Genomic DNA, 23,605 nt, shown 5'->3' with positions numbered 1-23,605 from the left:
GGTCACAGAGTATAGATGACGCCGGGTTTGGCTGGGGCCGAACTCTGGGGATCGCAGAAGACACCACTGGGGTCACGTCATGGAGCCATTGCTTCGTGCGTGAAGGGGTTGTCAACTGTTAAAATTTGATTATTAATGCGAGGACGCAACACATGCGTCCAAGTGCCCGTCGGCAGGGGAGTTTCCGTGGGGCTTTTACCCAAGAGTCAGTCGCCACTTATTGGTGTCGACATCAGTTCCACTGCGGTCAAGCTATTGCAGCTGTCGCGCAGCGGAAATCGTTTTCGCGTGGAACATTACGCTGTGGAGCCGTTGCCGCCGAATGCGGTGGTGGAAAAGAACATCGTCGAAGTCGAAGCGGTGGGCGAAGCCATTCGCCGCGCCATCAACCGTTCCGGCAGCAAGGCCAAGAACGCGGCAGCAGCCGTGGCTGGCTCGGCGGTGATCACCAAGCTGATCCCCATGCCGGCGGATCTGGACGATAGCGATCTGGAAGCCCAGGTCGAGCTGGAAGCCACCAACTACATCCCGTACCCGATCGAGGAAGTGAATCTCGATTTCGAAGTGCTCGGCCCGATGCCCAACAGCCCGGACATGGTCCAGGTGCTGCTGGCGGCGTCGCGTTCGGAGAACGTCGAGCTGCGCCAATCGGCGCTGGAGCTCGGCGGCCTGGTCGCCAAGGTGATGGACGTGGAGGCCTTCGCGGTCGAGAACGCCTTCGCCCTGGTTGCCAGCGAATTGCCGGTTGCCGCCGATGCGGTGGTGGCGCTGGTGGACATCGGCGCGACCATGACCACGCTCAGCGTGCTGCGCTCAGGGCGCAGCCTCTACAGCCGCGAGCAGGTGTTCGGTGGCAAGCAGCTCACCGACGAAGTGATGCGCCGCTACGGCCTGACCTATGAAGAAGCTGGCCTGGCCAAGCGTCAGGGCGGCCTGCCGGAGAGCTACGAGGTCGAAGTGCTGGAACCGTTCAAGGAAGCGACGGTGCAGCAGATCAGCCGCCTGTTGCAGTTCTTCTATGCGGGCAGCGAATTCAATCGTGTTGATTGCATCGTGCTGGCAGGCGGCTGCGCGGCGTTGTCGCGCCTGCCGGAGATGGTGGAAGAGCAGCTGGGCGTGACCACCGTGGTCGCCAACCCGCTGGCACAGATGACGCTGGGCCCGAAGGTTCAGGCCCATGCGCTGGCGCTGGATGCGCCTGCATTGATGATCGCCACCGGCCTGGCCCTGAGGAGCTTTGACTGATGGCAAGAATCAATCTATTGCCCTGGCGCGCCGAGCGTCGGAAGGCGCGCGAGCGTGAGTTCTATTCGATGCTCGGCTTCGCCGCGCTCGCTGGCGTGGTGTTGTCGGCGCTGATCTGGTTCTACTACGACGGGCAGATCAGCGGGCAGACCGAGCGCAACGCGTTTCTGACCACCGAGATCGACAAGGTCAAGGCCCAGAACGAAGAGATCAAGGAACTCGACAAGAAGAAGGACCGCCTGCTGGCCCGCAAGAAGGTCATCGAGGAGCTGCAGGCCAATCGCTCGCAGATGGTGCACCTGTTCGATTCGCTGGTGCGCACCATTCCCGATGGCGTGGCGCTGACCAACATCAAGCAGGATGGCGACATCCTCACGCTGGAAGGGCGCTCGCAGTCCAACGCGCGCGTCAGTGCCTACATGCGCAACCTGGAAGGCTCGGGCTGGATGACCAATCCGGACCTGTCGATCATCGAGGCCAAGAGCCAGGACAAGGCCGCCGGCCAGCCTGCGGCTTCGTCGATGGACACCAAGACCTTGCCGTACGTGTTCACGTTGAAGGTCAAGCTGGCCAACCCGAACGAGGCCGACAAGAACGGTACCGCGCCGGTTGACGGCCAGGCACCGGGCGCAACCCCGGCGGCCACGCCAGCCGGCGCAGCGCCTGCACCGGCAGCGACACCGGCGACAACGCCTGCACCGGCCGCGCCTGCACCCGCACAAGCGGCACCGGCGCAAGCCACTCGGCCGCAGGAGGGGGCGGCGTCATGAGTAAGAAATCATTCAAGCTCAGCGATCTGGACTTCAACAACATCGGCGGCTGGCCGCAGCAGGCGCGCATCGTGTTCTGCGTGGTCGTCGGCCTGTTCATCATGGTGCTGGCCTGGTTCCTGTTGATCAGCAGCAAGCGCGATGAACTCGAAGGCCTGGAAGGCACCGAAACGCAGCTGCGCACCGAGTTCGAGACCCAGCAGGGCCGTGCGGTGAATCTGGAGCCGCTTAAGCAGCAGCTCGCGCAGATGGAGCAGGTGCTGCAGCAGATGCTGCGCCAGCTGCCCAGCAAGACCGAAATGCCGGACCTGATCATCGACATCTCGCAGACCGCGCTGTCCAGCGGCCTGTCCAACGAGCTGTTCCAGCCGGGTCCGGAATCGCCGAAGGAGTTCTACGCCGAGAAGCCGATCGCCCTGCGCATGGTGGGCAGCTACCACCAGTTCGGCGCCTTCGTCAGCGGTGTGGCCTCGCTGCCGCGCGTGGTGATCCTGACCATGCACGACATCAATCTCAAGCCCAAGGACGCCAAGGCCGGCATCACCCCACGGGGTGCGCTGGAGCTGTCCGGCACGGTCAAGACCTATCGTTATCTGGACGATGAGGAGATGGCCGAGCAGGAGAAGGCTGCGGCCGACGCGGCGAAGAAGGGCGGCCAATGACCATGAAATTGCTCAAGATCCTGTCCTGCGTGGCGCTAATTGCAGTGTTGCCGGCATGCACCCGCGGTGTGACCAGCACCCCGGGCGATGCACCGAATCTGGAAGCCTGGGTGGCCGAAGTGCGCGCGCGTCCTGCGCCGCCGCTGGAGCCGTTGCCGGTGATGCAGCAGTTCGAAACGTTTGAATACGCGGCGCAAGTGATGCGCGACCCGTTCAGCGATGCCTGGGTCAGCGCGGAAGGCGGCAATGGCACGCGTCCGGATCCGAACCGGCGCAAGGAGCCGTTGGAAGCCTTCCCGCTCGATGCCCTCGACATGGTGGGGACCATTGGAGGTGGCTCGGGCCTGATCGCATTGGTCATGGCACCTGACAAGGTGACCTACCGGGTGCGGCCGGGTGTGTATCTGGGGCAGAGCGATGGCCGGGTGACCGGGGTCTACGAAGACCGCATCGAGCTGATTGAACTTGTACCGGACGGTGCGGGTGGATGGCTGGAACGGCCTGCCGCGCTCGCATTGGATGATCAATAAAGTGATAGGGGATAGCACGATGACTTTTTCCAACGCCCAGCGCCTGCGTCCGGTCCGGCGCCAGGCAATGCTCCGGGCCTGCGCGCTGGGGTTCGCGCTGGCGCTGGCGAGCGGCAGTTCGTTTGCCGCCGCCGCGCTGGCCCAGCCTGCGCAGGATCCGGCCAAGACCGCTCCGGCCAGCCTGGCGGTGTCCAAGATCGACTTCAAGCGCGGCGATGACGGCGCAGGCCGCCTGATCCTGCAGTTCGACGGCCAGGGCGCCAGCCCCGACCTGCGCACCCAAGGCGACAACGTGCTGGTCGACATCAGCAACGCCCGCCTGCCTGCCGAACTGCAGCGCCCGCTCAACGTCACCGACTTCGCCACCCCGGTGCAGCGCGTCGAGGTCAAGCCATCCGGTGGCGGCTCGCAGCTGGTGCTGTCGACCAAGGGTGCATTCGACTCGCTGGCTTACCAGACCGGCAACGAATACGTGGTGGAAATCACCCCGCGCAAGGGCCAGCCGGCCGTTGGCGGCGTGAGCGTCAGCGCGGTGACGCAGGCGGCCGCGCAGATCGCCGCGCGCGGCTACAGCGGCCGCCCGGTGACGTTCAACTTCCAGGACGTGCCGGTGCGCACCGTGCTGCAGCTGATCGCCGAGGAATCCAACCTCAACATCGTGGCTTCCGATACGGTGCAGGGCAATGTCACGCTGCGCCTGATGAACGTGCCGTGGGACCAGGCACTGGACATCGTGCTGCGCGCCAAAGGCCTGGACAAGCGCCGCGATGGCGGCGTGGTCTGGGTTGCCCCGCAGCCGGAGCTGGCCAAGTTCGAACAGGACAAGGAAGACGCCCGCATCGCGATTGAAAACCGCGAAGACCTGATCACCGATTACGTGCAGATCAACTACCACAATGCCGCGGTAATCTTTAAAGCGCTGACCGAGGCCAAGGGCATTGGCGGCGGCGGTGGTGGCGGTGGCCAGGGCGGTCAGGGTGGTGCCGGGCAGCAGGACAATGGCTTCCTCTCGCCGCGCGGTCGCCTGGTGGCCGACGAGCGCACCAATACCTTGATGATCAGCGATATCCCGAAGAAGGTCGCGCAGATGCGCGAGCTGATTTCGCATATCGATCGTCCGGTAGATCAGGTGCTGATCGAAAGCCGCATCGTGATTGCGACGGATACGTTTGCGCGGGATCTGGGTGCGCGTTTTGGCGTGACCGGAGCGACAGGTCGGGGTATTTTGAGTGGTTCCCTGGAAAGCAACGTCAACTACCTCAACACCTCGGCACAATCTCGTTTAGAGCAAGCTAACGGAGGTCAGGTTACAACGCTGCCGGCGCATCTTTTCCCCTCTGGTTTGAACGTTGATCTAGGTGCAGGTGGCTTTACCAATAGCGGCGCAGCCGGTCTCGCATACACGTTGTTGGGTTCGCACTTCAACCTGGATATTGAGCTGTCGGCGATGCAGGAAGAAGGCCGAGGCGAGGTTGTGTCCAACCCGCGCATCGTGACCGCCAACCAGCGCGAAGGCGTGATCAAGCAAGGCCGGGAAATCGGCTATGTGACCATCAGCGGTGCCGGCGTTGCAGGTGGTGGCTCGCAGGCCAACGTGCAGTTCAAGGAAGTCCTGCTCGAACTGAAGGTCACGCCCACGATCACCAACGACAACCGCGTCTTCCTCAACATGAATGTCAAGAAGGACGAAGTTGCTCGTTTCATCACCTTGCCGCAATACGGCACCGTGCCGGAAATCAATCGCCGCGAAGTCAATACGGCGGTCCTGGTGGCTGACGGCGAGACGGTGGTGATCGGCGGTGTCTACGAATTTACCGATCGTGAGAGCGTGGCGAAGGTGCCGTTCCTTGGCGACATCCCGTTCCTGGGAAACCTGTTCAAGAAGCGTGGACGCAGCAAGGAAAAGGCCGAGCTGCTGGTCTTCGTCACCCCGAAGGTTCTGCGGGTTGCGAGCGCCGCGCGGTAAACGCGTTGGCAATAGAAGAAGGCCGCGAAAGCGGCCTTTTTCTTTTTAGCGGTCTGTGAAGTGCTCTCAAAACACAACTGCAAGTGACGTACTTGCTCTGCCCGCGATACGTGCATCAGGGCCCATCCAACTGCTTGTCCCCATGGCGGCCTGCGAGCCGATGGATGAATGATCACGCAGGCCGGGGCCCTCAGGCGAGCATGACCCCGGTCACTCACTGAACATCTTCCGCCCGCACAGTGAACCAATCGCGTTTGAATCGGTCACACTGGGTCTATGAACGCACCGCCGCTCCTTCCGCCAGAAGCCGCCGCCGCGCCCGCCGAGGACCGGCTGCATGGTCAATTCACCGCGCTGCGCGAGTCGCTGGCGCAACGCATCGTGGGGCAGTCCGCGTTGGTCGAGCGGCTGCTGATCGCCTTGCTGGCCGACGGCCACCTGCTGGTGGAGGGCGCGCCCGGTCTGGCCAAGACCACCGCCATCCGCGCACTGGCCTCACGGCTGGAAACCGATTTTGCGCGCGTCCAGTTCACGCCAGACCTGCTGCCGGCCGATCTGACCGGCACCGAGATCTGGCGGCCGCAGGAAGGGCGCTTCGAGTTCATGCCCGGGCCGATCTTCCATCCGATTTTGCTCGCCGATGAAATCAACCGTGCGCCGGCCAAGGTGCAGTCGGCGCTGCTGGAAGCGATGGGCGAGCGGCAGGTCACGGTGGGCCGGCATACCTATGCCTTGCCGCAGCTGTTCCTGGTGATGGCCACGCAGAATCCGATCGAGCAGGAGGGCACGTTCCCGCTGCCGGAGGCGCAGTTGGACCGCTTTCTGATGCATGTGCGGATCGGGTATCCGCAGGCCGATGCGGAGGCCGAGATCCTGCGCCTGGCGCGTGAAACCGCACGCGACACCCTGGAAAAGCATGCGACGGTGCCGGACAAGATTCCGCTGGAGGATGTGTTCGCCGCACGCCGCGTGGTACTGGATGTGCATCTTGCGCCGCAGCTCGAGCGCTACCTGATCGAGATCGTGCTGGCGTCGCGCGATGCGCAGCGTTACGACCCTGCGCTGGCGCGGCGTATCGCCTGGGGCGCAAGCCCGCGTGGCTCGATCGCGCTGGAACGCTGCGCGCGCGCACGTGCGTGGTTGGCCGGCCGCGATTACGTGACCCCGGACGATATCCGCGCCATCGCGCCGGACGTGCTGCGCCATCGCGTGCTGCCCAGCTACGAAGCCACCGCCGAAGGCTGGGATGGCGAACGTCTGGTCGCCGCGCTGTTGGAAAAGATTCCGCTGCCCTGATCGGGTAGCGTTGCTGCGGTATGCCGCCCTTTCGCCCGAAGCCGATCGCCTCGATGCCGTCCTCGCCGTCTGCTGCTGCCCCGTTGTCCGTCGCTGGCGATGGCGTGCGTCCGCAGCTGGCCGAGTTGATTGCGTTGCGCGGTGCCGCTCGCCAGCGGCATCAACCGGGCCGTGGCCGGCATGGGTTGGTGGGTCCGGTGCCGGCGGCAACACGCGGGCGTGGCATGGAATACGCCGAGTCGCGCGAGTACGTGGCCGGCGATGATGCGCGGCATATCGACTGGCGCGTCACCGCACGCACCGGACGCGCGCACACCAAGTTGTTTCAGGCCGAACGCGAGCGGTTGAGCCTGATCGTGGCCGACACCGCGCCCGCGCTCTTCTTCGGCACCCGGGTGCGCTACAAGTCGGTGCAGGCGGCACGCGCCGGTGCCGTGGCGGCCTGGCTGGCGCAGCGGCAGGGCGACCGGATTGCCGCGTTGCGTGGCACCGCGAGCGAAGCGCCGATTGCGCCACGCGCCGGGCAGCGCGGGGTGTTGCCGGTGCTGGATGCCTTGGCGCGGTGGTATGCGCAGCCGCCGGCCGATGATGCCGGGTTGCAGGTCGGGCTCGACCATGCGGCACGCCTGTTACGCCCGGGCGCGCGCCTCACCGTGCTCGCCGATGCACGCAGTGCCGCCGCGGTGCCCGAGTCGCGCTGGTCGGGGCTCGCCCTGCATCACGAGGTGGTGGTGATCGTGCTGGTGGATCCACTGGAGCTGGCACCGCCCGCGCGTGCGCTCACCTTCGACGCGGGCGGGCAACGGATCACCGTGGACCTCACCACGCAGGCCGGGCGCGCGCAGTGGAATGCCGAATTCGTTGCGCCGCTGGAACGGTTGTCGACGCTGCTGCAGGCGCGTGGTGTGCGCCTGCACCGTCTGTCCACGGCCGATGCCAGCGATGCCTGGCTGGGCGGCAGCATCTCTAAGGTGCAGGGGTCATCGCGGTGACGCCCGACACCCTTCCGCTGCGCGATGTGCACCTGCCGCCATCACCGTCGTGGTGGCCGCTGGCCTTGGGCTGGTGGCTGGTGATCGCGGCAATCGTTCTGGTGCTGGGCACGTTGGCTTTGTGGTGGTGGCGTCGCCACCGGCGTGCCCAACGCTGGGCGGCGACCTTCGACGCTGCGCTGCAGGCGGCCAGCACACCGGCGCAGCGGCTGGCGGCGCTGTCGGCGTTGCTGCGGCGTGCCGCGCGCACGGTCGACCCGCAGGCCGATCGGCTGCAGGGCGAGGCCTGGCTGCAGTTGCTGGATGGCCGCAAAGGCCACGCGTTTTCGCAGGGGCCCGGCCGTGTGTTGCTGGACGGTGGGTTTCAACGTGACCCGGCAGTGAGCGATCTTGCGGCGGTGGAGCAGCTGGCACGCCAGCGCTTCCTTCGCCTGATGCAGGGGCGGCGATGAACTGGCTGCAGTGGTCGCAGTGGCAGGACGCGCTGGCGCATTGTGCGTGGCCGTGGGCCTGGTGGTTGATGCCGCTACCGTTGCTGATGTGGTTCTGGCCGCAGCGGCGCACGCAGGCATCTGCACTGCGCGTGCCGTATGCCCAGCAGCTGCGCGCGATGGTGAGTGCGCCACGCATTCCATCGCTGCGTGCGCCGCGCTGGCTGGCGTGGCTGGGATGGTTTTTGCTGTGCGCCGCGCTGGCGCGTCCGCAACAGCTGGGCGAGGTGATCCAGCCGCCGCGGGAGGCACGCCAGATGATGCTGGCGGTGGACCTGTCCGGCAGCATGAGCGAACCGGACATGGTGCTGGGCGGCAACGTGGTGGACCGCCTGACTGCGGCCAAGGCGGTGCTCTCGGACTTTCTGGACCGGCGCGAAGGCGACCGGGTGGGCCTGTTGGTATTCGGGCAGCGCGCCTATGCGTTGACGCCGCTGACCGCCGACCTCACCAGTGTGCGCGATCAGCTGGCTGACAGCGTGGTGGGCCTGGCCGGGCGCGAAACCGCAATCGGTGATGCCATTGCCTTGTCGGTCAAGCGTCTGCGCGAGCAGCGCCAGGGCCAGCGTGTCGTGGTGCTGCTCACTGACGGCGTCAACACCGCTGGTGTCCTCAACCCACTGAAGGCGGCCGAGCTTGCCAAGGCCGAGGGCGTACGCGTGCACACCATCGCCTTCGGTGGCAGCGGGAGCTATTCGTTGTTCGGTGTGCCGATTCCGGCCGGTGGTGGCGACGATATCGATGAAGACGGCCTGCGCAAGATTGCCGAGCAGACCGGTGGGCGCTTCTTCCGAGCCCGCGATACCGAGGAACTGGCCGGCATCTACGCCGAGCTGGATCGCCTGGAACCGGTGAAGGCCGCCGGGCCATCGGTGCAGCCGAAGGTCGAGCGTTATTACTGGCCGTTGGGCGCGGCGCTGCTGATTGGGTTGCTGGCCTACGCATTGCCGCGGAGATGGCGATGAACACGCTGAGTACCGCGTTGCACACGCTGCATCTTCTGCGTCCGCAACTGCTGTGGGCGCTGGTGTTGATCGTGCCAGCGGCAGTGCTGTGGTTCCTGCGCCAGCGCGATGCGGACGTGTGGCGGCAAAGTGTCGATGCGCATCTGTTGCCGCAGTTGCTGGTGACTGGCGGCCGCCGTGGGTGGTTTGGTTTTGTGCTCGCGGTTGTGGCCTACAGCGTGGCGGTCGTTGCGATGAGTGGGCCCAGTTGGCGGCAAACCGAGCGGCCGGTGTATCAATCCAACCGGCCGTTGGTGGTGGCGTTGGATCTGTCCTCCAGCATCAACGCCAACGATTTGCCGCCCTCGCGGTTGCTGCAGGCACGCGCCAAGCTGGCCACGCTGTTGCGCGAGCGTGCCGGTGGCGATGTGGCGTTGCTGGCATACGCGGGCGAGAGTTTCACCGTGGCGCCGCTGACCGAGGACGCGGCCAACGTGGCCTTGTTTCTGGATGCGTTGTCGCCGTCGGTGATGCCGGTGGATGGCAAGCGTGCCGATCGCGCCATCGAAGCGGCAGTGCAGCTGCTGTCGCAAGCTGGCTTCAAGCAGGGCGACATCCTGGTGATGAGCGACAGTGCCGATGAGTCGGCCGAAAGCGCTGCGCGGGTCGCGCGCTCGCGCGGCTTTAATGTCTCCACCTTGGGTGTTGGCAGCGCGCATGGCGCGGTCTACCGCGCCGCATCGGGTGAGATCGCGCAGGCGCGGCTGGACGAAGCGAGCTTGCGCGATCTCGCCAGCCAGGGCGGTGGCCGTTATGCACCGCTGGCCGCTGACGATGCCGACCTGCGTGCGCTGGGCGTGCTGGACCCGGCACAACAACCCGCGGCCGACGCCGCCGCGGCCGCGAACGGCAGCAAGACCTGGCTCGATGAGGGCTACTGGTTGCTTTTCCCGGTGATGGCGCTGGCGTTGTTGGCGTTCCGCCGGCGCGCCGCGGTGATGGTGCTGGCGTTGTTGTGTGTCGGGCCCTTTGTCCAACCGGCGCAGGCGGCGGAAGGGACGTTGTGGCAACGCGCCGACCAGGTGCAGCAGCAACGCCTGGACGCCGGCGTGCAGGCCTATCGTAAGGGCGATTTCGCTGCCGCGCAGAAGGCCTTCGAGGCCGTGCCCACCGACCAGGGCTGGTACAACCTTGGCAATGCGCTGGCCCGTCAGGGGCGCTACGACGATGCGATTGCCGCCTACGACCGTGCGCTGCGGCAACAGCCCCAGCTGCAGGACGCCATCGCCAACCGCGCCGCGGTGGAGGCGGCGCGCAAGCGTCAGCAGCAGAATAAAGACGGCAAGGGCAAGCCGCAGCAGGACCAGAACAAGGGCGACAAGCAGCAGGATCAGAACAAGGACGGGCAGGGCAAGCCGGAACAAACTGCCGGCAAGGACGGGAAGGATGGCAAGGGCGGCCAGGACGGAAAGCCGTCTTCGCAGCCGCCCAAGGACGGCCAGACGCCGGGCCAGCCGTCGCCAGCGCGGCAGGGCGAGCAAAAACAGCCCGACAGCCCACCGCAGACGCCGGATGCCCAGGCCCAGCAGCAGGCCGATGCAGCGCAACGGCGCAAGATGGAACAGGCCATGGCGCAGGCCGGTGCCAAGGGCGTGCCCAGCAAGGAGCAGCAGGCCGCCGCCGCGGCCGCGGCAGAAACGCCGGAGCAGCGCGAGCAACGGCAGGCGGTGGATGCATGGATCCGGCGCGTGCCGGATGATCCGGGCAGCCTGTTGCGCGCCAAATTCAGGCTGGAACACGAACGCAGGCAACGGGACGGACAATGACGGGCAACGGGCACTGGCGCCGTGTGGCGATATGGCTGCTGAGCAGCAGCGTGGCGATCCTGGCGTTGCCCGCCGGCGCGGTGACGCGCGCCTGGCTGGACCGTGACAGCATCGATGCGGGCGATGCGGTGACCTTGAACATCGAGACCGACCAGCGCGGCGCCGAGCCCGATTACAGCCCGTTGCGCGGTGGGTTCGGGCTGGGGGCCAAGAACGCCAACCAGCAGATGCAGGTGACCAATGGTTCGGTGACCATCCGGGCGTTGTTCGGGGTGGTGATCACGCCACGCCAGACTGGCGAGATCATCGTGCCGGCGATCCGGGTGGGCAACGAGCGCACCGAGCCGCTTCGGCTGCAGGTGGTGGCTACGGCTGTCGATGCCGGCGCTCCGGGGGACGCTGGCGCAAGCGCGGCGCGAGGCAACGAAGAAGCGTTCGTCGAAACCCAGGTGGACGACCCGCAGCCCTACGTGCAGCAGAGCGTGGGCGTGGTGGTGCGGCTGTACTACGCCACCCAGCTGGCCTCTGGCGAACTGGATCTGCAAGCCCCGGACGGCGCGTCGCTGCAGCGCGTTGGCGATGATGTGAGTTCGGCCAGGGCGGTCAACGGGCGGCAGTACAACGTGGTGGAGCGGCGCTACCTGCTGGTTCCCGAGCGCAGCGGCCGCCTGGTGGTGCCGCCGGCCCGCTTCAACGGGCGCGCGGTGGGTGGGTTCTTCGACGATTATTTCGGGCGCGGCAATGGCGAATTGAACGCGCGCAGCGCCAGCATTCCGCTGCAGGTACGCGCGCAGCCGGCCAATGCGCCGCAGCCGTGGTTGCCGTTGCGCAGCCTGACGCTGCGCTACACCTCCACGCCGCAGCGGGCCACCGCCGGCGAGGCAGCGCAAATCGTGGTGGAAGCCAGCGCACGCGGCGCCACCCAGGCACAGTTCCCGGAGCTGCCGACGCCCAGCGTGCCGGACGCGCAAGTGTTTGCCGAACCGGCGCAGTACGAGGAGCGGTTTGTCGATGGCTCGCCACAGCTGCGGCTGACGCGGCGCTATTCGATCGTGCCCAATCGCGCAGGTCCTCTGTTGATTCCCGGCCTGCAGGTGGCGTGGTGGGATGTGGGCGCGGCAGCGGCGAAGACGGCATCGCTGCCGGACCTCACGCTGGATGTGGCCGCACGCAGCGCTGCATTTGCAGCGCCCGCAGCGGCGCCTTCGCCAGCCAGCCAGCCAGCTGGTGAGGCCGTGGCACCTGCGCCGGCGGCCAGCACGCTGCGCCTGCAGGGTGCCCCTGCAGCCTCGCGCCCGTGGGGCTGGATCGCGGCGGCGGCGGGTTTCGCGGTGCTGTGGATTGCCACTCTGGTCTGGGCGCTGCGTCGTCGTCGCGGTGGAGTGCGCGCTGTGGCCGCGGGTGCTGGTGCTGCTGCGCCGGCGCCCGGCAGGCGCGGCACCCACAGCGTGGCCGACCTGCGCCGTGCGCTCGATACCGGTGGCATGGACGATGTGGCCACGGTGCTGTGTGGTATGGCCGGCGTTGCCGACATCGACAGTGTGCTGGCAGCCTTGAGCGACCCGGCTCAGCGCGCGGCGGTGGCACAGATGCAACGCGCCCGTTGGGGTGGCGATGGCGATGTGACTGCTGCGCGCGCTGCCTTGCGCGAGGCGTTCGCCAATGGCCCGCGCTGGCATCACGCCACGGCAGCAGAGCCGGAGGTGCTGGCACCGCTCTATCCGCCGGCGCATTGATTGCTTGCGCTGCCGCGACAGCGACACGACAGACGAGCCACGGCAAGGTTAAGTCGGGTGCGCAGGACCCGGCCGCTGCCAGCGCTGCTGCGTGGTCTTGCGTGATGACTGATTGAGTTTCGGCTGCGTACGGCATAGGTGTGCGGGATGAAGATTGCGCAGAGCGTTATGGCTGCGGGGCTGCTGCAGGGCCCTTGCCCGCCCACCATCGCAGGACACGCCGCAAGTACGTCCCTGTAGCTCTTTGGCGGCATCCATGCCGCCAAAGGTCCCGCGACGGTGGGCGGGCAAGGGCCTGGCACGCTGGTCGGTGCGTCGTTTCAACACTAAAGACAGGTCGGGTAGGGCACACCGGCGCTGCTGCGGTGCCGCTTGCGCCTTGGCGGCTGCGCTTTGGCGTTGTGCAAGATGAGCGCTGTTTGCTGCCCGCTCCAGCGTCTGCAGCACATGGTGTCGAGAGGCGGGCCTACCCTAAGGATGCGCGCATGGGGCGCCTTGGGTAGGTGGCCGCGCCGGTGGTGTTTGTTAAGCTCCGGCCTTTGTGTCCAGACCAAGGCCTGTCCCGATGACCGCATCCCCAGCCGCGCGCCGCCCAGGCCTGCCCCTGCATTGGAAGATGGGCATTGGCTTCGCCATCGGCCTGGTGCTGGGTCTGGCCGTGTACTACCTGGCCGGGAGCGACGCCGAATGGGTGCGGCTGGTGACCAAGTACGTCACCACGCCGTTCTCGCAGATCTTCCTCAATCTGATCTTCATGCTGATCGTGCCGCTGCTGTTTTCGGCGCTGGTGGTCGGCATTGCGGAAATGGGCGACATCCGCGCGTTGGGCCGGGTGGGCTGGCGCACGCTGGGCTACACGGTGGTGTTGTCGGGCATTGCGGTGTTGCTGGGCTTGGTCCTGGTCAATGTGCTCAAGCCCGGTGCAGGCGTGGACCCGCAACTGGCCAACCAGTTGATCCAGGAAAATGCCGACCGCACCCGCGAGATCATCTCCAGCTCCGGCAATCAGCCGCAGGGCATGGACATGCTGCTTTCCATCGTGCCGAACAACGTGATTGCGGCGGCCTCGAGCAATGGCGCGATCCTGTCGTTGATGTTCTTCGCGGTGATGTTCGGCGTGGGCATGGTGCTCACGGCCGACGAAAAAGTGGCCACGCTCAAGCGCGGCATTGAAGGCATCTTCGAGATCTCGATGACCCTGATCGGGCTGGTGATCCGCCTGGCGCCGTACGCGGTGGCCTGTTTCATGTTCAATCTGGCCGCGTTGTTCGGCTTCGATCTGCTGATTCGCCTGGGCGCCTACGTCGGCGTCGTGGTGCTGGCGCTGGGCCTGCACATGGTGGTCAGCTACGGGCTGGCGGTGAAGTTCGCCGGGCGTTCGCCGATCGGCTTCTTCCGGCAGACGCAGGAGGCCACGCTGATGGCGTTCTCCACCGCCTCCAGCAACGCGACCCTGCCAACCGCCTTGCGCGTGGCCGACGAGATGGGCCTGCCACCGCGGGTCTCGCGCTTCGTGCTCACCGTGGGCGCCACCGCCAACCAGAACGGCACCGCGCTGTTCGAAGGCGTGACGGTGATCTTCCTGGCGCAGTTCTTCAATGTGGACCTGAGAATCGGCCAGCAATTCATGGTGATGATCGTCTGCATCCTGGGTGGCATCGGCACCGCCGGTGTGCCCTCCGGCTCGCTGCCGGTAGTAGCGCTGATCTGCGCGATGGTTGGGGTCAACCCGGTCGGCATCGGCATGATCCTGGGCGTCAATCACTTCCTGGACATGTGCCGTACCGCGCTGAATGTCACCGGCGATCTGGCGTTGACGACGCTGGTGGCTAAGGGGGAGAAGTAGGGAATCGGGAATCAGGAATCGTTAGAGCGGGCTGTTGCGATCGGGGCGCGTACTGCGAAGTCCTGCGCATCGCAGCGGTAGCGGTGGTGTGAGTGGCGTTAGCGGCCCACTTGCAACACTGCATCCGATTCCCGATTCCCGTTTCTCCATTCCCGGCTGCTGATTCCCCTAACACGCTCTGTGGGAGAATACGGGTCTCCGCTTCCAGCGGTGTTCCCCTCCGCTTCCATAGACGCCCATGACCCAGCCCACCCGCCGCCAGCTGGCCAACGCCATCCGTTTCCTCGCCGCCGATGCGGTCGAAGCCGCAAAGTCCGGCCACCCCGGCATGCCCATGGGCATGGCCGATATCGCCGAAGTGCTGTGGAACGATTTCTTCCGGCACAACCCGAACAATCCGCAGTGGTTCAATCGCGACCGTTTCGTGCTGTCCAACGGGCACGGGTCGATGCTGCAGTACGCGCTGCTGCACCTGTCCGGCTACGACCTGCCGATCGAGCAGCTCAAGCAGTTCCGTCAGTTGCACAGCAAGACCGCCGGCCACCCCGAGCGCAGCGAAACGCCTGGGGTGGAAACCACCACCGGGCCGCTTGGGCAGGGCTTTGCCAATGCAGTCGGGTTCGCGCTGGCCGAGAAGTTGCTGGCACAGCGTTATAACCGGCCCGAGCTGGAAATCGTCGACCACCGCACCTGGGTGTTCATGGGCGACGGTTGCATGATGGAGGGCATCTCGCACGAGGCGGCCTCGCTGGCCGGTACCTGGGGCCTGGGTAAGCTGGTCGCGTTCTGGGACAACAACCAGATCTCCATCGACGGCAACACTGCCGGCTGGTTCAGTGACAACACCCCGGCACGCTTCGAAGCCTATGGCTGGCATGTGATCCGTGATGTGGACGGGCACGACGCCGACAAGATCAAGGCGGCCATCGAGGCGGCGCTGGAAAACAGCGACAAGCCCACGCTGATCTGCTGCCGCACCAAGATCGGCTTCGGTGCACCCACCAAGTCGGGCAAAGAATCCTCGCACGGCGCACCGTTGGGCAAGGAAGAGCTGGAAGGCGCGCGCAAGGCGCTGGAATGGCCGTACGGCCCGTTCGAGATTCCCGAAGAGATCTATGCCGGCTGGCGCGCAGGTGGCACCGGCACGCTGCGTCAGGCCGAGTGGGAGCAGCTGTTCGACAAGTACGCCAAGCAGTACGGCGAACAGGCCGACGAGCTGACCCGCCGTTCGCGTGGCGAGTTGCCGGCCGACTTCATCGTCCAGGCCGATGCCTACATCGCCAAGGCGCAGGAAGACGGCCAGACCATCGCCTCGCGCAAGGCATCGCAGCTGGCGATCGAAGCGTTCGCACCGCTGCTGCCGGAACTGGTCGGCGGCTCGGCCGACCTGGCGCATTCCAACCTCACCTTGTGGAAGGCCAGCAAGTCGGTCGCCACCGACGACCCGAACGCCAACTACGTGTATTACGGCGTGCGCGAATTCGGCATGACCGCCATTGCCAACGGCTTGGCGCTGCATGGTGGCTTCATCCCGTTCGACGCCACCTTCCTGGTGTTCAGCGACTACGCGCGTAACGGCGTGCGCATGAGCGCGTTGAATCCGGCGCATGCCATCCATGTGTACACGCACGACTCGATCGGCCTGGGCGAAGACGGCCCGACCCATCAGCCGGTCGAACACCTGGCCTCGCTGCGCTACATCCCCAACAACGATGTGTGGCGCCCGGGCGATGCGGTGGAGTCGGCGGTGAGCTGGAAGGCCGCGATCACTCGCAAGGACGGCCCGAGCTGCCTGGTGTTCAGTCGCCAGAATCTGCAGCACCAGCCGCGCAGCGCCGAGCAGATCAAACTGATCGAACGCGGCGGTTACGTGTTGGCCGATGCCGAAGGCGGCACGCCCGACGTGATCCTGATCGGCACCGGCTCGGAAGTGGGCCTGGCAGTGGAAGCGAAGAAGACGCTGGATGCGGCCGGGCTGAAGACACGCGTGGTGTCGATGCCGTCCACCGACGTGTTCGATCGCCAGGATGCCGCGTACCGCGAGCAGGTGCTGCCCAATGCCGTGCGCAAGCGCGTGGCGGTGGAAGCGGGCGTGACCGGCTTCTGGCGCAAGTATGTCGGCCTAGATGGCGATGTGGTCGGTATCGACACCTTCGGTGCCTCGGCGCCGGCGGATCAGCTGTATGCGTACTTCAAGATCACCGCCGAGCACGTGGTCGAGGCCGCCAAGGCGCTGTAATGCGTTGTGGTGTTGATTGAAAAAAGCCGGCGAAAGCCGGCTTTTTTCTTGGGAGGTCTGCGCGATGGGTGATGCTGCGGGCAGGCAGCATGCACCGCCGCGTGCATTCCAAGACGTGGCGGCGTGGCGGATCACTGGCGGTGCATGTTGGCGACGCAGAGGTCGATCTGGCGCACACAGGCGGCGGCCCAGATCCATGCATCACTGCGTGCAGGTCACTCGCTGCATAGCGTTGCAATGCTTAAAAACAAGTGCACCCGATAAAGCCGGGCGCAGAGGTGCAAGCGTCTTGGCCCGGCATTGCCGGGATCAGCGCGCGTCGTTCGCCACTGCCTGCGCACGGACCCGGGTGGTCAACACCTGCAACTGCGTGTCCATCATGGTCGGGTTGGGGTCGTGGCCAGTGCGCGGCAGGATCAGGAACTCTTTGGTCGGCGCTGACAGCGTTTCGAAATACGCTTTGCTGACCGTCAGCGGCGTGACCAGATCCTGGTCGCCTTGCAGCAGGTAGACAGGCATTGCGAAGGCCGGCCCGAGTGCGCGCAGGTTGATCTGCGGCCCCATGCCATTACCCGCCAGCCCGACAAATTGCAGGAAGGAATAGTCCTCGCCGGCCTCGTAGGCCGCGCGATACTCGGGCGTGTCGTACTCGGCAGAAAATCTGAACCAGTCGGCCGGCGCCGGCTCGGTCCGCAACGCTTCGTACTTGCGGCTCACGCGCCGCAGAATCCCGAAATTGCGCGGGTTCGTCCACGGCGGCGGGCCGATCTGTTCGAGCTTGCCGAGCGCATCATGATCGTTGGCTGCCTGCACCAGCTGCATGGTCGCGGCATAGCCGGCCGCCACGTCGTCCTGGTAGTTGACCAACTGCGCGGTGCCGACATACGCATGGAATAGGTCGGAGTTGGCCTTGGCCATGTGGGCGGCCAAGGCCGAGCCCCACGAGCCACCCATCAGGATGACCTTGCGCTTGCCGAGCTGTTGCATCGCATGGCGCGCCACCTCAACACCGTCTTGCGTCAGCCGTTGCATGGTCAGCGCTTCGCCCTCGGCAGGCTTGTTGGCGGCGTAGGTCTTGCCCGAGCCGCGCTGATCCCACTGCACGACGGTGAAGTCGCGCGTCCAACTGCCGAACAGGCGCTGCGCGAATGGAGTATTGGGGTTGCCCGGCCCGCCATGGACGATCAACACCACCGGATTGCGGCAGTCGGCGCCCTCGACCGTCACCCATTGCTGGATCCCGCCGATCTGTACAAGACCTGCCTCATGGACCGGCGCACCGGGCACCCGGCAGGTGTCGGCCAATGCGGATTGTTTTGGTGCTGCCACGCCTACCACGGGCGCGCACAGCGCCAGTAATGCAAACGCCTTCCAAAAGTTGTTCATATGCTCCTTGGTGCGCTGGCGCCCGGCATGCGCTGGGCGACGGTCCGTTGTTCCGCTGGTGCGCGGCATCCGCGTCGAGTGTTGCGCATGGGCGAACTCGGCCGCAATGACTGTGAGTACTGATCTGCCTGGGCGGACAAGCGCGTTGTAAGCACGCGTGCGCCATGCGGGCTTTGTTTGCTCGATAGCCGCAGGATTACGTAACGCCGCCATGCGATCTGCATAGCGGATCCAGTGAAGACACTGCGCCATGGGATCGCGGACTCGACCGCCGTGGCGAGTCGCTGGCACCGGCACCGTGCCGGACAGACCTACTCCAGCAGGGTACGCACCAGTTTCAGGTAGCGCTTGTTTCTCTCGGTGACCTCGACGCCCCCCCGCCCTGAGTAGCGGCCTGGTTTAGAGTCCGGGGTTGATGATATCGGTGTTTGCCAGATGTTGGGCATAAGCAGCCGGGGTCATGCCGCCGATTGCTTTCTTGGGTCGGTCCTCGTTGTATTCGCGTCGCCAGCGTTCGATTTCGGTGCGCGCGTGCAGTAACGTCGGGAACCAGTGCTCGTTGAGGCATTCGTCGCGCAGTCGGCCGTTGAAGGATTCAACATAGGCGTTCTGGTTCGGTTTGCCTGGCTGGATGAGCCGTAGTTGCACATTACGGGCATGCGCCCAGGCGACCATCGCCTTACCGCAAAACTCCTTGCCGTTGTCAGTGCGGATCACCTTCGGCAAACCGCGACTGTGCGCCAGTCGGTCCAGCACGCGCGTCACCCCGTGCCCGGAGATCGCGCGCTCCACTTCGATGGCGACCGCTTCGTGGGTTGCATCGTCCACGATCACCAGACACTTGATCACCCGGCCTTCCGCGGTGCGGTCGAACACAAAGTCCATCGACCACACCTGGTTGGCCTGCGATGGCCGCAGCAGCGGTTGACGCTCGCCTATTGGGACCTTCTTGCGCTTGCGGCGGCGCACTTGCAGCTGCTGCTCGCGATACAACCGTTCCACACGCTTGTAGTTCACGATGCGCCCTTCTTGCCGCAATTTGAGATAGATCATTCCCACGCCATAGCGGCGATGGCGATGTGCCAACGCACAGATGCGTTCGCGCAGTTCGCCATTGCGATCTTCGCGCGGGCAATACCGCAGTGCACTGGCGCTCATGCCGATCACTGCCAACGCACGACGCTCGCTGGCACCACGCCCGATCCATTCGCGCACCAGCGTACGACGCGCCGGTGCGCTTACCACTTTTTTCGCAGTGCATCCTTGATCAGGTCGTTCTCGAACAACTGCTCGGCCAGCAACTTCTTCAGCCGCGCGTTCTCGGACTCGAGGTCCTTGAGCCGCTTGGCATCGGGCACGCTCATCCCACCGAACTTGCTGCGCCACAGGTAGTACGAGGCCTCGCTGAAGCCATGCCGCCGGCACAGATCCTTGATGGCGACGCCGCTTTCGGCTTCGCGCAGAAAGCCGATGACCTGCTCGTCAGTAAAACGTTTCTTCACGTCCAATCTCCTCGGGGTAGGGAATTGGACTCCAAACTGAGGCGCTACTCAAAATTGGGGGGACGTCGACCTGCCAAAAGCAGGCTCGGTTTGCTATTTAAAATGTGAATCATTCCCATTAAAATGGCGCGCTGCCGGTGGTATGGCACCCGTTCCTCCCCCTTTTGTTGCCGGCGCTGCGATTGCGTGCGGCCCAATCCGTCTGTGTTGGAGTCCCCCCGATGAACCGTAGTACCCAGATGCGTCTTCCTTCCGTGGGCGCGCGCCGCCATGTCCTGCCGCGCGCGCTGTTCGCGGCGCTGTGCACGATGACGGCCGGCCAGGCGCTCGCCGAAGCGCCCGCTGCTGAGGCCGCCGCCGATGCCGAGGTCACCACGCTCGATGGCGTGAACGTCACCGGCGAGCGCGGCTACACGGTGGAGAAGACCACCGCCGGCACGCGCATGAACCTGTCGCTGCGCGAGATTCCGCAGTCGGTCACGGTCATCACCCGCGACCGCATGGACGACCAGAACCTGCAGAGCATCACCGATGTGCTCAACAACGTCACCGGCATTTCGGTGGCGCAGAGCGACAGCGAGCGCCTGGAGTTCTACGCGCGCGGTTTCTACATCGACAACTATCAGTTCGATGGCATCCCGGCCTACATGGAGCAGGCCTGGAGCTACGGCGACTCGGCGCTGGACGTGGCCCTGTACGACCGGGTTGAAGTGGTGCGCGGGGCCACCGGCCTGCTCACCGGCTCGGGCAATCCGTCCGCCTCGATCAACCTGGTGCGCAAGCACGCGCTCAGCCGCGAGTTCACCGGCACCGTGTCGGTGGGTGGCGGCGATTTCAACAAGACCCGCAGCGTGGCCGATGTCACCGTGCCGCTCAGCCCGGCGGCAATGTGCGCGCACGTGTGATCGGCGTCTACCAGGACGGCGAATCGGACATGGACCGCTACAACCTGCGCAAGAAGATCGGCTCGGCGATCATTGATGCCGACCTCACCGACAGCACGCTGCTGAGCGTGGGCTACGAGTACCAGAAGAAGGAATCGGACGACGTCACCTGGGGCGGCTTCCCGCTGTTCTTCAGCGACGGCACGCGCACCAATTACGACCGCTCGTTCAATCCGGCCGCCGATTGGACGTTCTGGGATACGCGTCTGCAGCGCACCTTCGCCAGCCTGCAGCAGGGCTTCGACAACGGCTGGACGCTCAAGGCCAATGTCAGCCATGAGAAGACCGAAGCGGCCAATCATCTGTTCTATCCGTTCTATACGATTTTCGGTTTCGACCGCGCCACCGGCGGCGGCGTGGTGCCGTATTCGGGTAACTACCTCACCGAGCGCAAGGCCGACGGCGCCGACGTGTACGCGGAAGGCCCGTTCCAGCTGTTTGGCCGCGAGCATCACCTGGTCGCCGGCGCCAGTTACAACCGCCGCGAATTCACCAACAACGGCACCTTCGATTTCCCGGCGCCGCTGGATACTTACTTCGGCTGGAATGGCGCGTATCCGGAACCCAACTGGAGCCCGCGCACGGTGCAGAGCACCGGCACGATCAAGCAAAAAGCCGCCTACGTGGCGGGCCGTTTCTCGCTGGCCGACCCGCTGACGCTGCTGGTGGGCGCGCGCTACACCGACTGGCAGATCGATGGTGGTAACTTCGATGCCGCGCAGGGGCTTGTACCGTTCTCCGACACCCAGACCGAAGTCACCCCGTACGCCGGCCTGGTCTACGACATCAACGACGTGTGGTCCACCTACGTCAGCTACACCGAAATCTTCAACCCGCAGACCTTGCGCGATGCCAACGGCGGCTACCTGGATCCGTTGACCGGCAAGGGCTACGAAGCCGGCGTCAAGGCTGCCTGGTTCGACGACAAGCTCAACGCCTCGCTTGCGGTGTTCCGCATCGAACAAGACAACCTGGGCGTGGCCACCGGCGGCTTCGTTCCCGGTAGCAGTGAATCGGCGTATGAGGCCGCCAACGGCGTGGTCAGCGAAGGCTTCGACTTCGAGATCTCCGGCCGTGTGACCGCCGGTTGGAACACCACCTTTGGTGCCTCGCATTACACCGCGCGCGATGACAGCGGCACGTCGATCAATACGCAGCTGCCGCGTACCACCCTCAAGCTGTTCAACAGCTACACCCCGCAAGGTGCGTGGAGCGATCTGACCGTGGGTGGCGGCGTCAACTGGCAGAACCGTTCGTACTACGTGGACCCGGTGTACGGCGCGTTCCAGCAGAGTGCCTATGCCCTGGTCAGCGCGTTTGCGCGGTATCGTCTGTCACCGCAGTTCTCGGTGCAGCTCAATATCGACAACCTGCTCGACAAGCGTTACTACGCGCAGTTCAATGGCGGCTACGGCGCATGGGGCGCATCGCGCAACGGCATGCTGACCTTCAACTACACGTTCTGATCGACGCACACCTGGGGCGTTTTAACGTCTGATGGCTTGGCAATCACACAGGCATCTCGCAGAGATGCCTGTGTTTTTTTGTGCGCTGATGATCTGTAACCTGATCGTTCTCTTGCGACTGCGACGACGTTTTCCACGTAGCGGGGAACAAGGATTGTTTGCGTTGAGATTCTGCGAGAAGCAGAGGCTTGCGACACTGTTGCCACTTAAAGTAGTCGCCCCTGAAAAACCCCCAATCACCCAACGCCCGCAAGGCCTTGATGTCTGCAGTGGCGTGCCAGAACTACCAGTTTTCGCTACGCTGAAGGCTGGTTTCTGGCAATTTCCACTCATGCATACACGCCGTCCTGCTGCCGAGCACATGCCTGCCGAGGAGTTGTTTCGTTCGCGCCTGGAGAACCAGATCGATCTGCGGCATCCGCTGGCGCAGCTGAGCCAACGGATGCCGTGGACGGCGTTGGAGCAAGCACTTTCATCGCGCTTGCCGGCCACCCAGGCTGGTGGCGGTCGGCCGGCATTGCCGGTGCGGCTGATCGCCGGTTTGCTCTACCTCAAACACGCCTACGACCTGTCCGATGAGGCGGTGTGCGAGCGTTGGCTGGAAAATCCGTATTGGCAGTTTTTCACTGGCGAGGTCGTGTTCCAGACGCGCTTGCCGTGCGATGCCAGCTCGCTGACGCGCTGGCGTCAGCGGCTTGACGAAGCGGGGATGGAAGAGTTGCTGGCACACACCATCAACGCTGCACATGCCATGCAGGCGGTGGACGCACGCGAGTTGTCGCGGGTGATCGTGGACACCACGGTGCAGGAAAAGGCGATTGCCTATCCGACCGATAGTCGGTTGCTGGAGGTGGCACGCAAGAAACTGGTGCTGCTGGCCAAGCGTTACGGCATCGGGTTGCGGCAGAGCTACGCACGGCAAGGTCCGGCCCTGAGCCGCAAGGCGGGCCGCTATGCGCATGCACGCCAGTTCAAGCGCATGCAGCGCGTGCTGCGACGTCAACGCACGGTCTTGGGGCGGGTGTTGCGCGATATCGCGCGCAAGCTGGACCAGGTGGAACCCGGCGTGCGCGAGCGCATCGCGGTCTGGCTGGAACGTGCGCAACGGCTGTACACGCAGCGTCCGAAGGACAAACAAAAACTGTACGCATTGCATGCCCCGGAAGTGGAATGCATCGGTAAGGGCAAGGCGCGTCAAGCGTACGAATTCGGCGTCAAGGTCGGCATTGCGGTCACCGCCTGCAAGGGATTGGTCGTGGGTGCGCGTAGCTTCCCGGGCAACCCGTACGACGGCGACACCTTGGCCGAGCAGCTGGAGCAGACACGCGGGTTGCTGCAGGATCTGAGCGTAGAACCGACGGTGGCGATCGTGGACCTGGGCTATCGCGGGCGCGAGGTCGATGGCGTGCAGGTGCTCCATCGTGGCAAGGCCAAGACGCTGACGCGACGGCAATGGCGCTGGATCAAACGACGGCAGGCGGTGGAACCGGTGATCGGACATCTGAAAGACGACTGCAGGTTGCGTCGCTGCAGGCTGAAAGGTGCACAAGGCGATGCGCTGCACGTACTCGGCTGCGCCGCCGGCTACAACCTGCGCTGGCTGCTGCGCTGGATCGCGTTTTTGCGTGCCTGGATGCGGGCGATGGGATGGCCATCCTTTAGCGCCGTGCCGCTGTCGCCGATGACACTTGGTGCTTGAAGGGGGTTTTTCAGGGGCGACAAAGTAGTGCCAGATTGGCATGCCAACGCCCGTCTACATGGCGC

General features: G+C 65.0%; 15 protein-coding genes and 2 pseudogenes. 15 read left to right on the top strand and 2 right to left on the bottom strand.

Going from position 1 to position 23,605, the window contains the following annotated elements; genetic code table 11:
• Nucleotides 1-186: 186 nt before the first annotated feature.
• The 13 genes from XCC_RS16760 (at nt 187) to tkt (ending at nt 16,543) form a co-directional block, all read left to right on the top strand.
• Nucleotides 187-1,245: a pilus assembly protein PilM gene (locus XCC_RS16760; protein ID WP_016944654.1), complete on the top strand. Its 1,059-nt coding sequence runs from the start codon at nt 187-189 to the stop codon at nt 1,243-1,245.
• Nucleotides 1,245-2,015: a PilN domain-containing protein gene (locus tag XCC_RS16755; RefSeq protein ID WP_011038334.1), complete on the top strand. Its 771-nt coding sequence runs from the start codon at nt 1,245-1,247 to the stop codon at nt 2,013-2,015. The genes XCC_RS16760 and XCC_RS16755 overlap by 1 nt, the downstream gene beginning before the upstream one ends.
• Entirely contained in the window at nt 2,012-2,677 is a 666-nt protein-coding gene (locus XCC_RS16750; RefSeq protein ID WP_011038333.1) for a type 4a pilus biogenesis protein PilO, read from the top strand. The genes XCC_RS16755 and XCC_RS16750 overlap by 4 nt, the downstream gene beginning before the upstream one ends.
• A complete protein-coding gene (locus XCC_RS16745) occupies nt 2,674-3,207 on the top strand; it encodes a pilus assembly protein PilP (RefSeq protein ID WP_011038332.1) in 534 nt (177 codons plus the stop codon). The genes XCC_RS16750 and XCC_RS16745 overlap by 4 nt, the downstream gene beginning before the upstream one ends.
• A 19-nt stretch (nt 3,208-3,226) precedes the next feature.
• Nucleotides 3,227-5,173 carry a type IV pilus secretin PilQ gene (locus tag XCC_RS16740; protein ID WP_011038331.1) on the top strand — a complete coding sequence of 649 codons (1,947 nt, stop codon included), beginning with the start codon at nt 3,227-3,229 and terminating at the stop codon, nt 5,171-5,173.
• Nucleotides 5,174-5,449: 276 nt separating this feature from the next.
• Nucleotides 5,450-6,469 carry an AAA family ATPase gene (locus XCC_RS16735; protein WP_011038330.1) on the top strand — a complete coding sequence of 340 codons (1,020 nt, stop codon included), beginning with the start codon at nt 5,450-5,452 and terminating at the stop codon, nt 6,467-6,469.
• A gap of 20 nt (nt 6,470-6,489) precedes the next feature.
• Entirely contained in the window at nt 6,490-7,461 is a 972-nt protein-coding gene (locus XCC_RS16730) for a DUF58 domain-containing protein (RefSeq protein WP_043877717.1), read from the top strand.
• On the top strand, nt 7,458-7,913 hold the full coding sequence (locus XCC_RS16725; protein WP_011038328.1) for a DUF4381 domain-containing protein: 456 nt from the start codon (nt 7,458-7,460) through the stop codon (nt 7,911-7,913). The genes XCC_RS16730 and XCC_RS16725 overlap by 4 nt, the downstream gene beginning before the upstream one ends.
• The gene (locus XCC_RS16720) at nt 7,910-8,917 is read left to right on the top strand and encodes a vWA domain-containing protein (RefSeq protein WP_011038327.1); all 1,008 of its coding nucleotides are present in this window, start codon (nt 7,910-7,912) and stop codon (nt 8,915-8,917) included. Before XCC_RS16725 ends, XCC_RS16720 begins: the two co-directional genes overlap by 4 nt.
• Nucleotides 8,908-10,722: a VWA domain-containing protein gene (locus tag XCC_RS16715; RefSeq protein WP_011038326.1), complete on the top strand. Its 1,815-nt coding sequence runs from the start codon at nt 8,908-8,910 to the stop codon at nt 10,720-10,722. Before XCC_RS16720 ends, XCC_RS16715 begins: the two co-directional genes overlap by 10 nt.
• Nucleotides 10,719-12,458, top strand: coding sequence for a BatD family protein (locus tag XCC_RS16710; protein WP_011038325.1), 1,740 nt, complete (start codon nt 10,719-10,721; stop codon nt 12,456-12,458). Before XCC_RS16715 ends, XCC_RS16710 begins: the two co-directional genes overlap by 4 nt.
• Before the next feature lie 565 nt (nt 12,459-13,023).
• On the top strand, nt 13,024-14,304 hold the full coding sequence (locus tag XCC_RS16705; protein ID WP_012437509.1) for a dicarboxylate/amino acid:cation symporter: 1,281 nt from the start codon (nt 13,024-13,026) through the stop codon (nt 14,302-14,304).
• A 238-nt stretch (nt 14,305-14,542) separates the two neighbouring features.
• A complete protein-coding gene (gene tkt / locus XCC_RS16700; RefSeq protein ID WP_011038323.1) occupies nt 14,543-16,543 on the top strand; it encodes a transketolase in 2,001 nt (666 codons plus the stop codon).
• A gap of 309 nt (nt 16,544-16,852) precedes the next feature.
• On the opposite strand, the gene XCC_RS16695 is transcribed toward tkt, so the two are convergent.
• Nucleotides 16,853-17,929: an alpha/beta fold hydrolase gene (locus XCC_RS16695; protein ID WP_016944657.1), complete on the bottom strand. Its 1,077-nt coding sequence runs from the start codon at nt 17,927-17,929 to the stop codon at nt 16,853-16,855.
• Between the two features lie 399 nt (nt 17,930-18,328).
• Nucleotides 18,329-19,431: pseudogene (locus XCC_RS16690) on the bottom strand (IS3-like element IS1404 family transposase).
• A gap of 221 nt (nt 19,432-19,652) precedes the next feature.
• On the opposite strand from XCC_RS16690, the pseudogene fhuE reads away from it, so the two are divergent.
• A pseudogene (gene fhuE / locus XCC_RS16685) lies at nt 19,653-21,841 on the top strand (ferric-rhodotorulic acid/ferric-coprogen receptor FhuE).
• A gap of 331 nt (nt 21,842-22,172) precedes the next feature.
• Nucleotides 22,173-23,540 carry an IS5-like element IS1478 family transposase gene (locus XCC_RS16680; RefSeq protein WP_011035783.1) on the top strand — a complete coding sequence of 456 codons (1,368 nt, stop codon included), beginning with the start codon at nt 22,173-22,175 and terminating at the stop codon, nt 23,538-23,540.
• Nucleotides 23,541-23,605: the final 65 nt, after the last annotated feature.

This window comes from Xanthomonas campestris pv. campestris str. ATCC 33913 (genome assembly GCF_000007145.1).
GTDB lineage: Bacteria > Pseudomonadota > Gammaproteobacteria > Xanthomonadales > Xanthomonadaceae > Xanthomonas > Xanthomonas campestris.
This window is presented reverse-complemented; position numbering and strand designations above follow the sequence as displayed.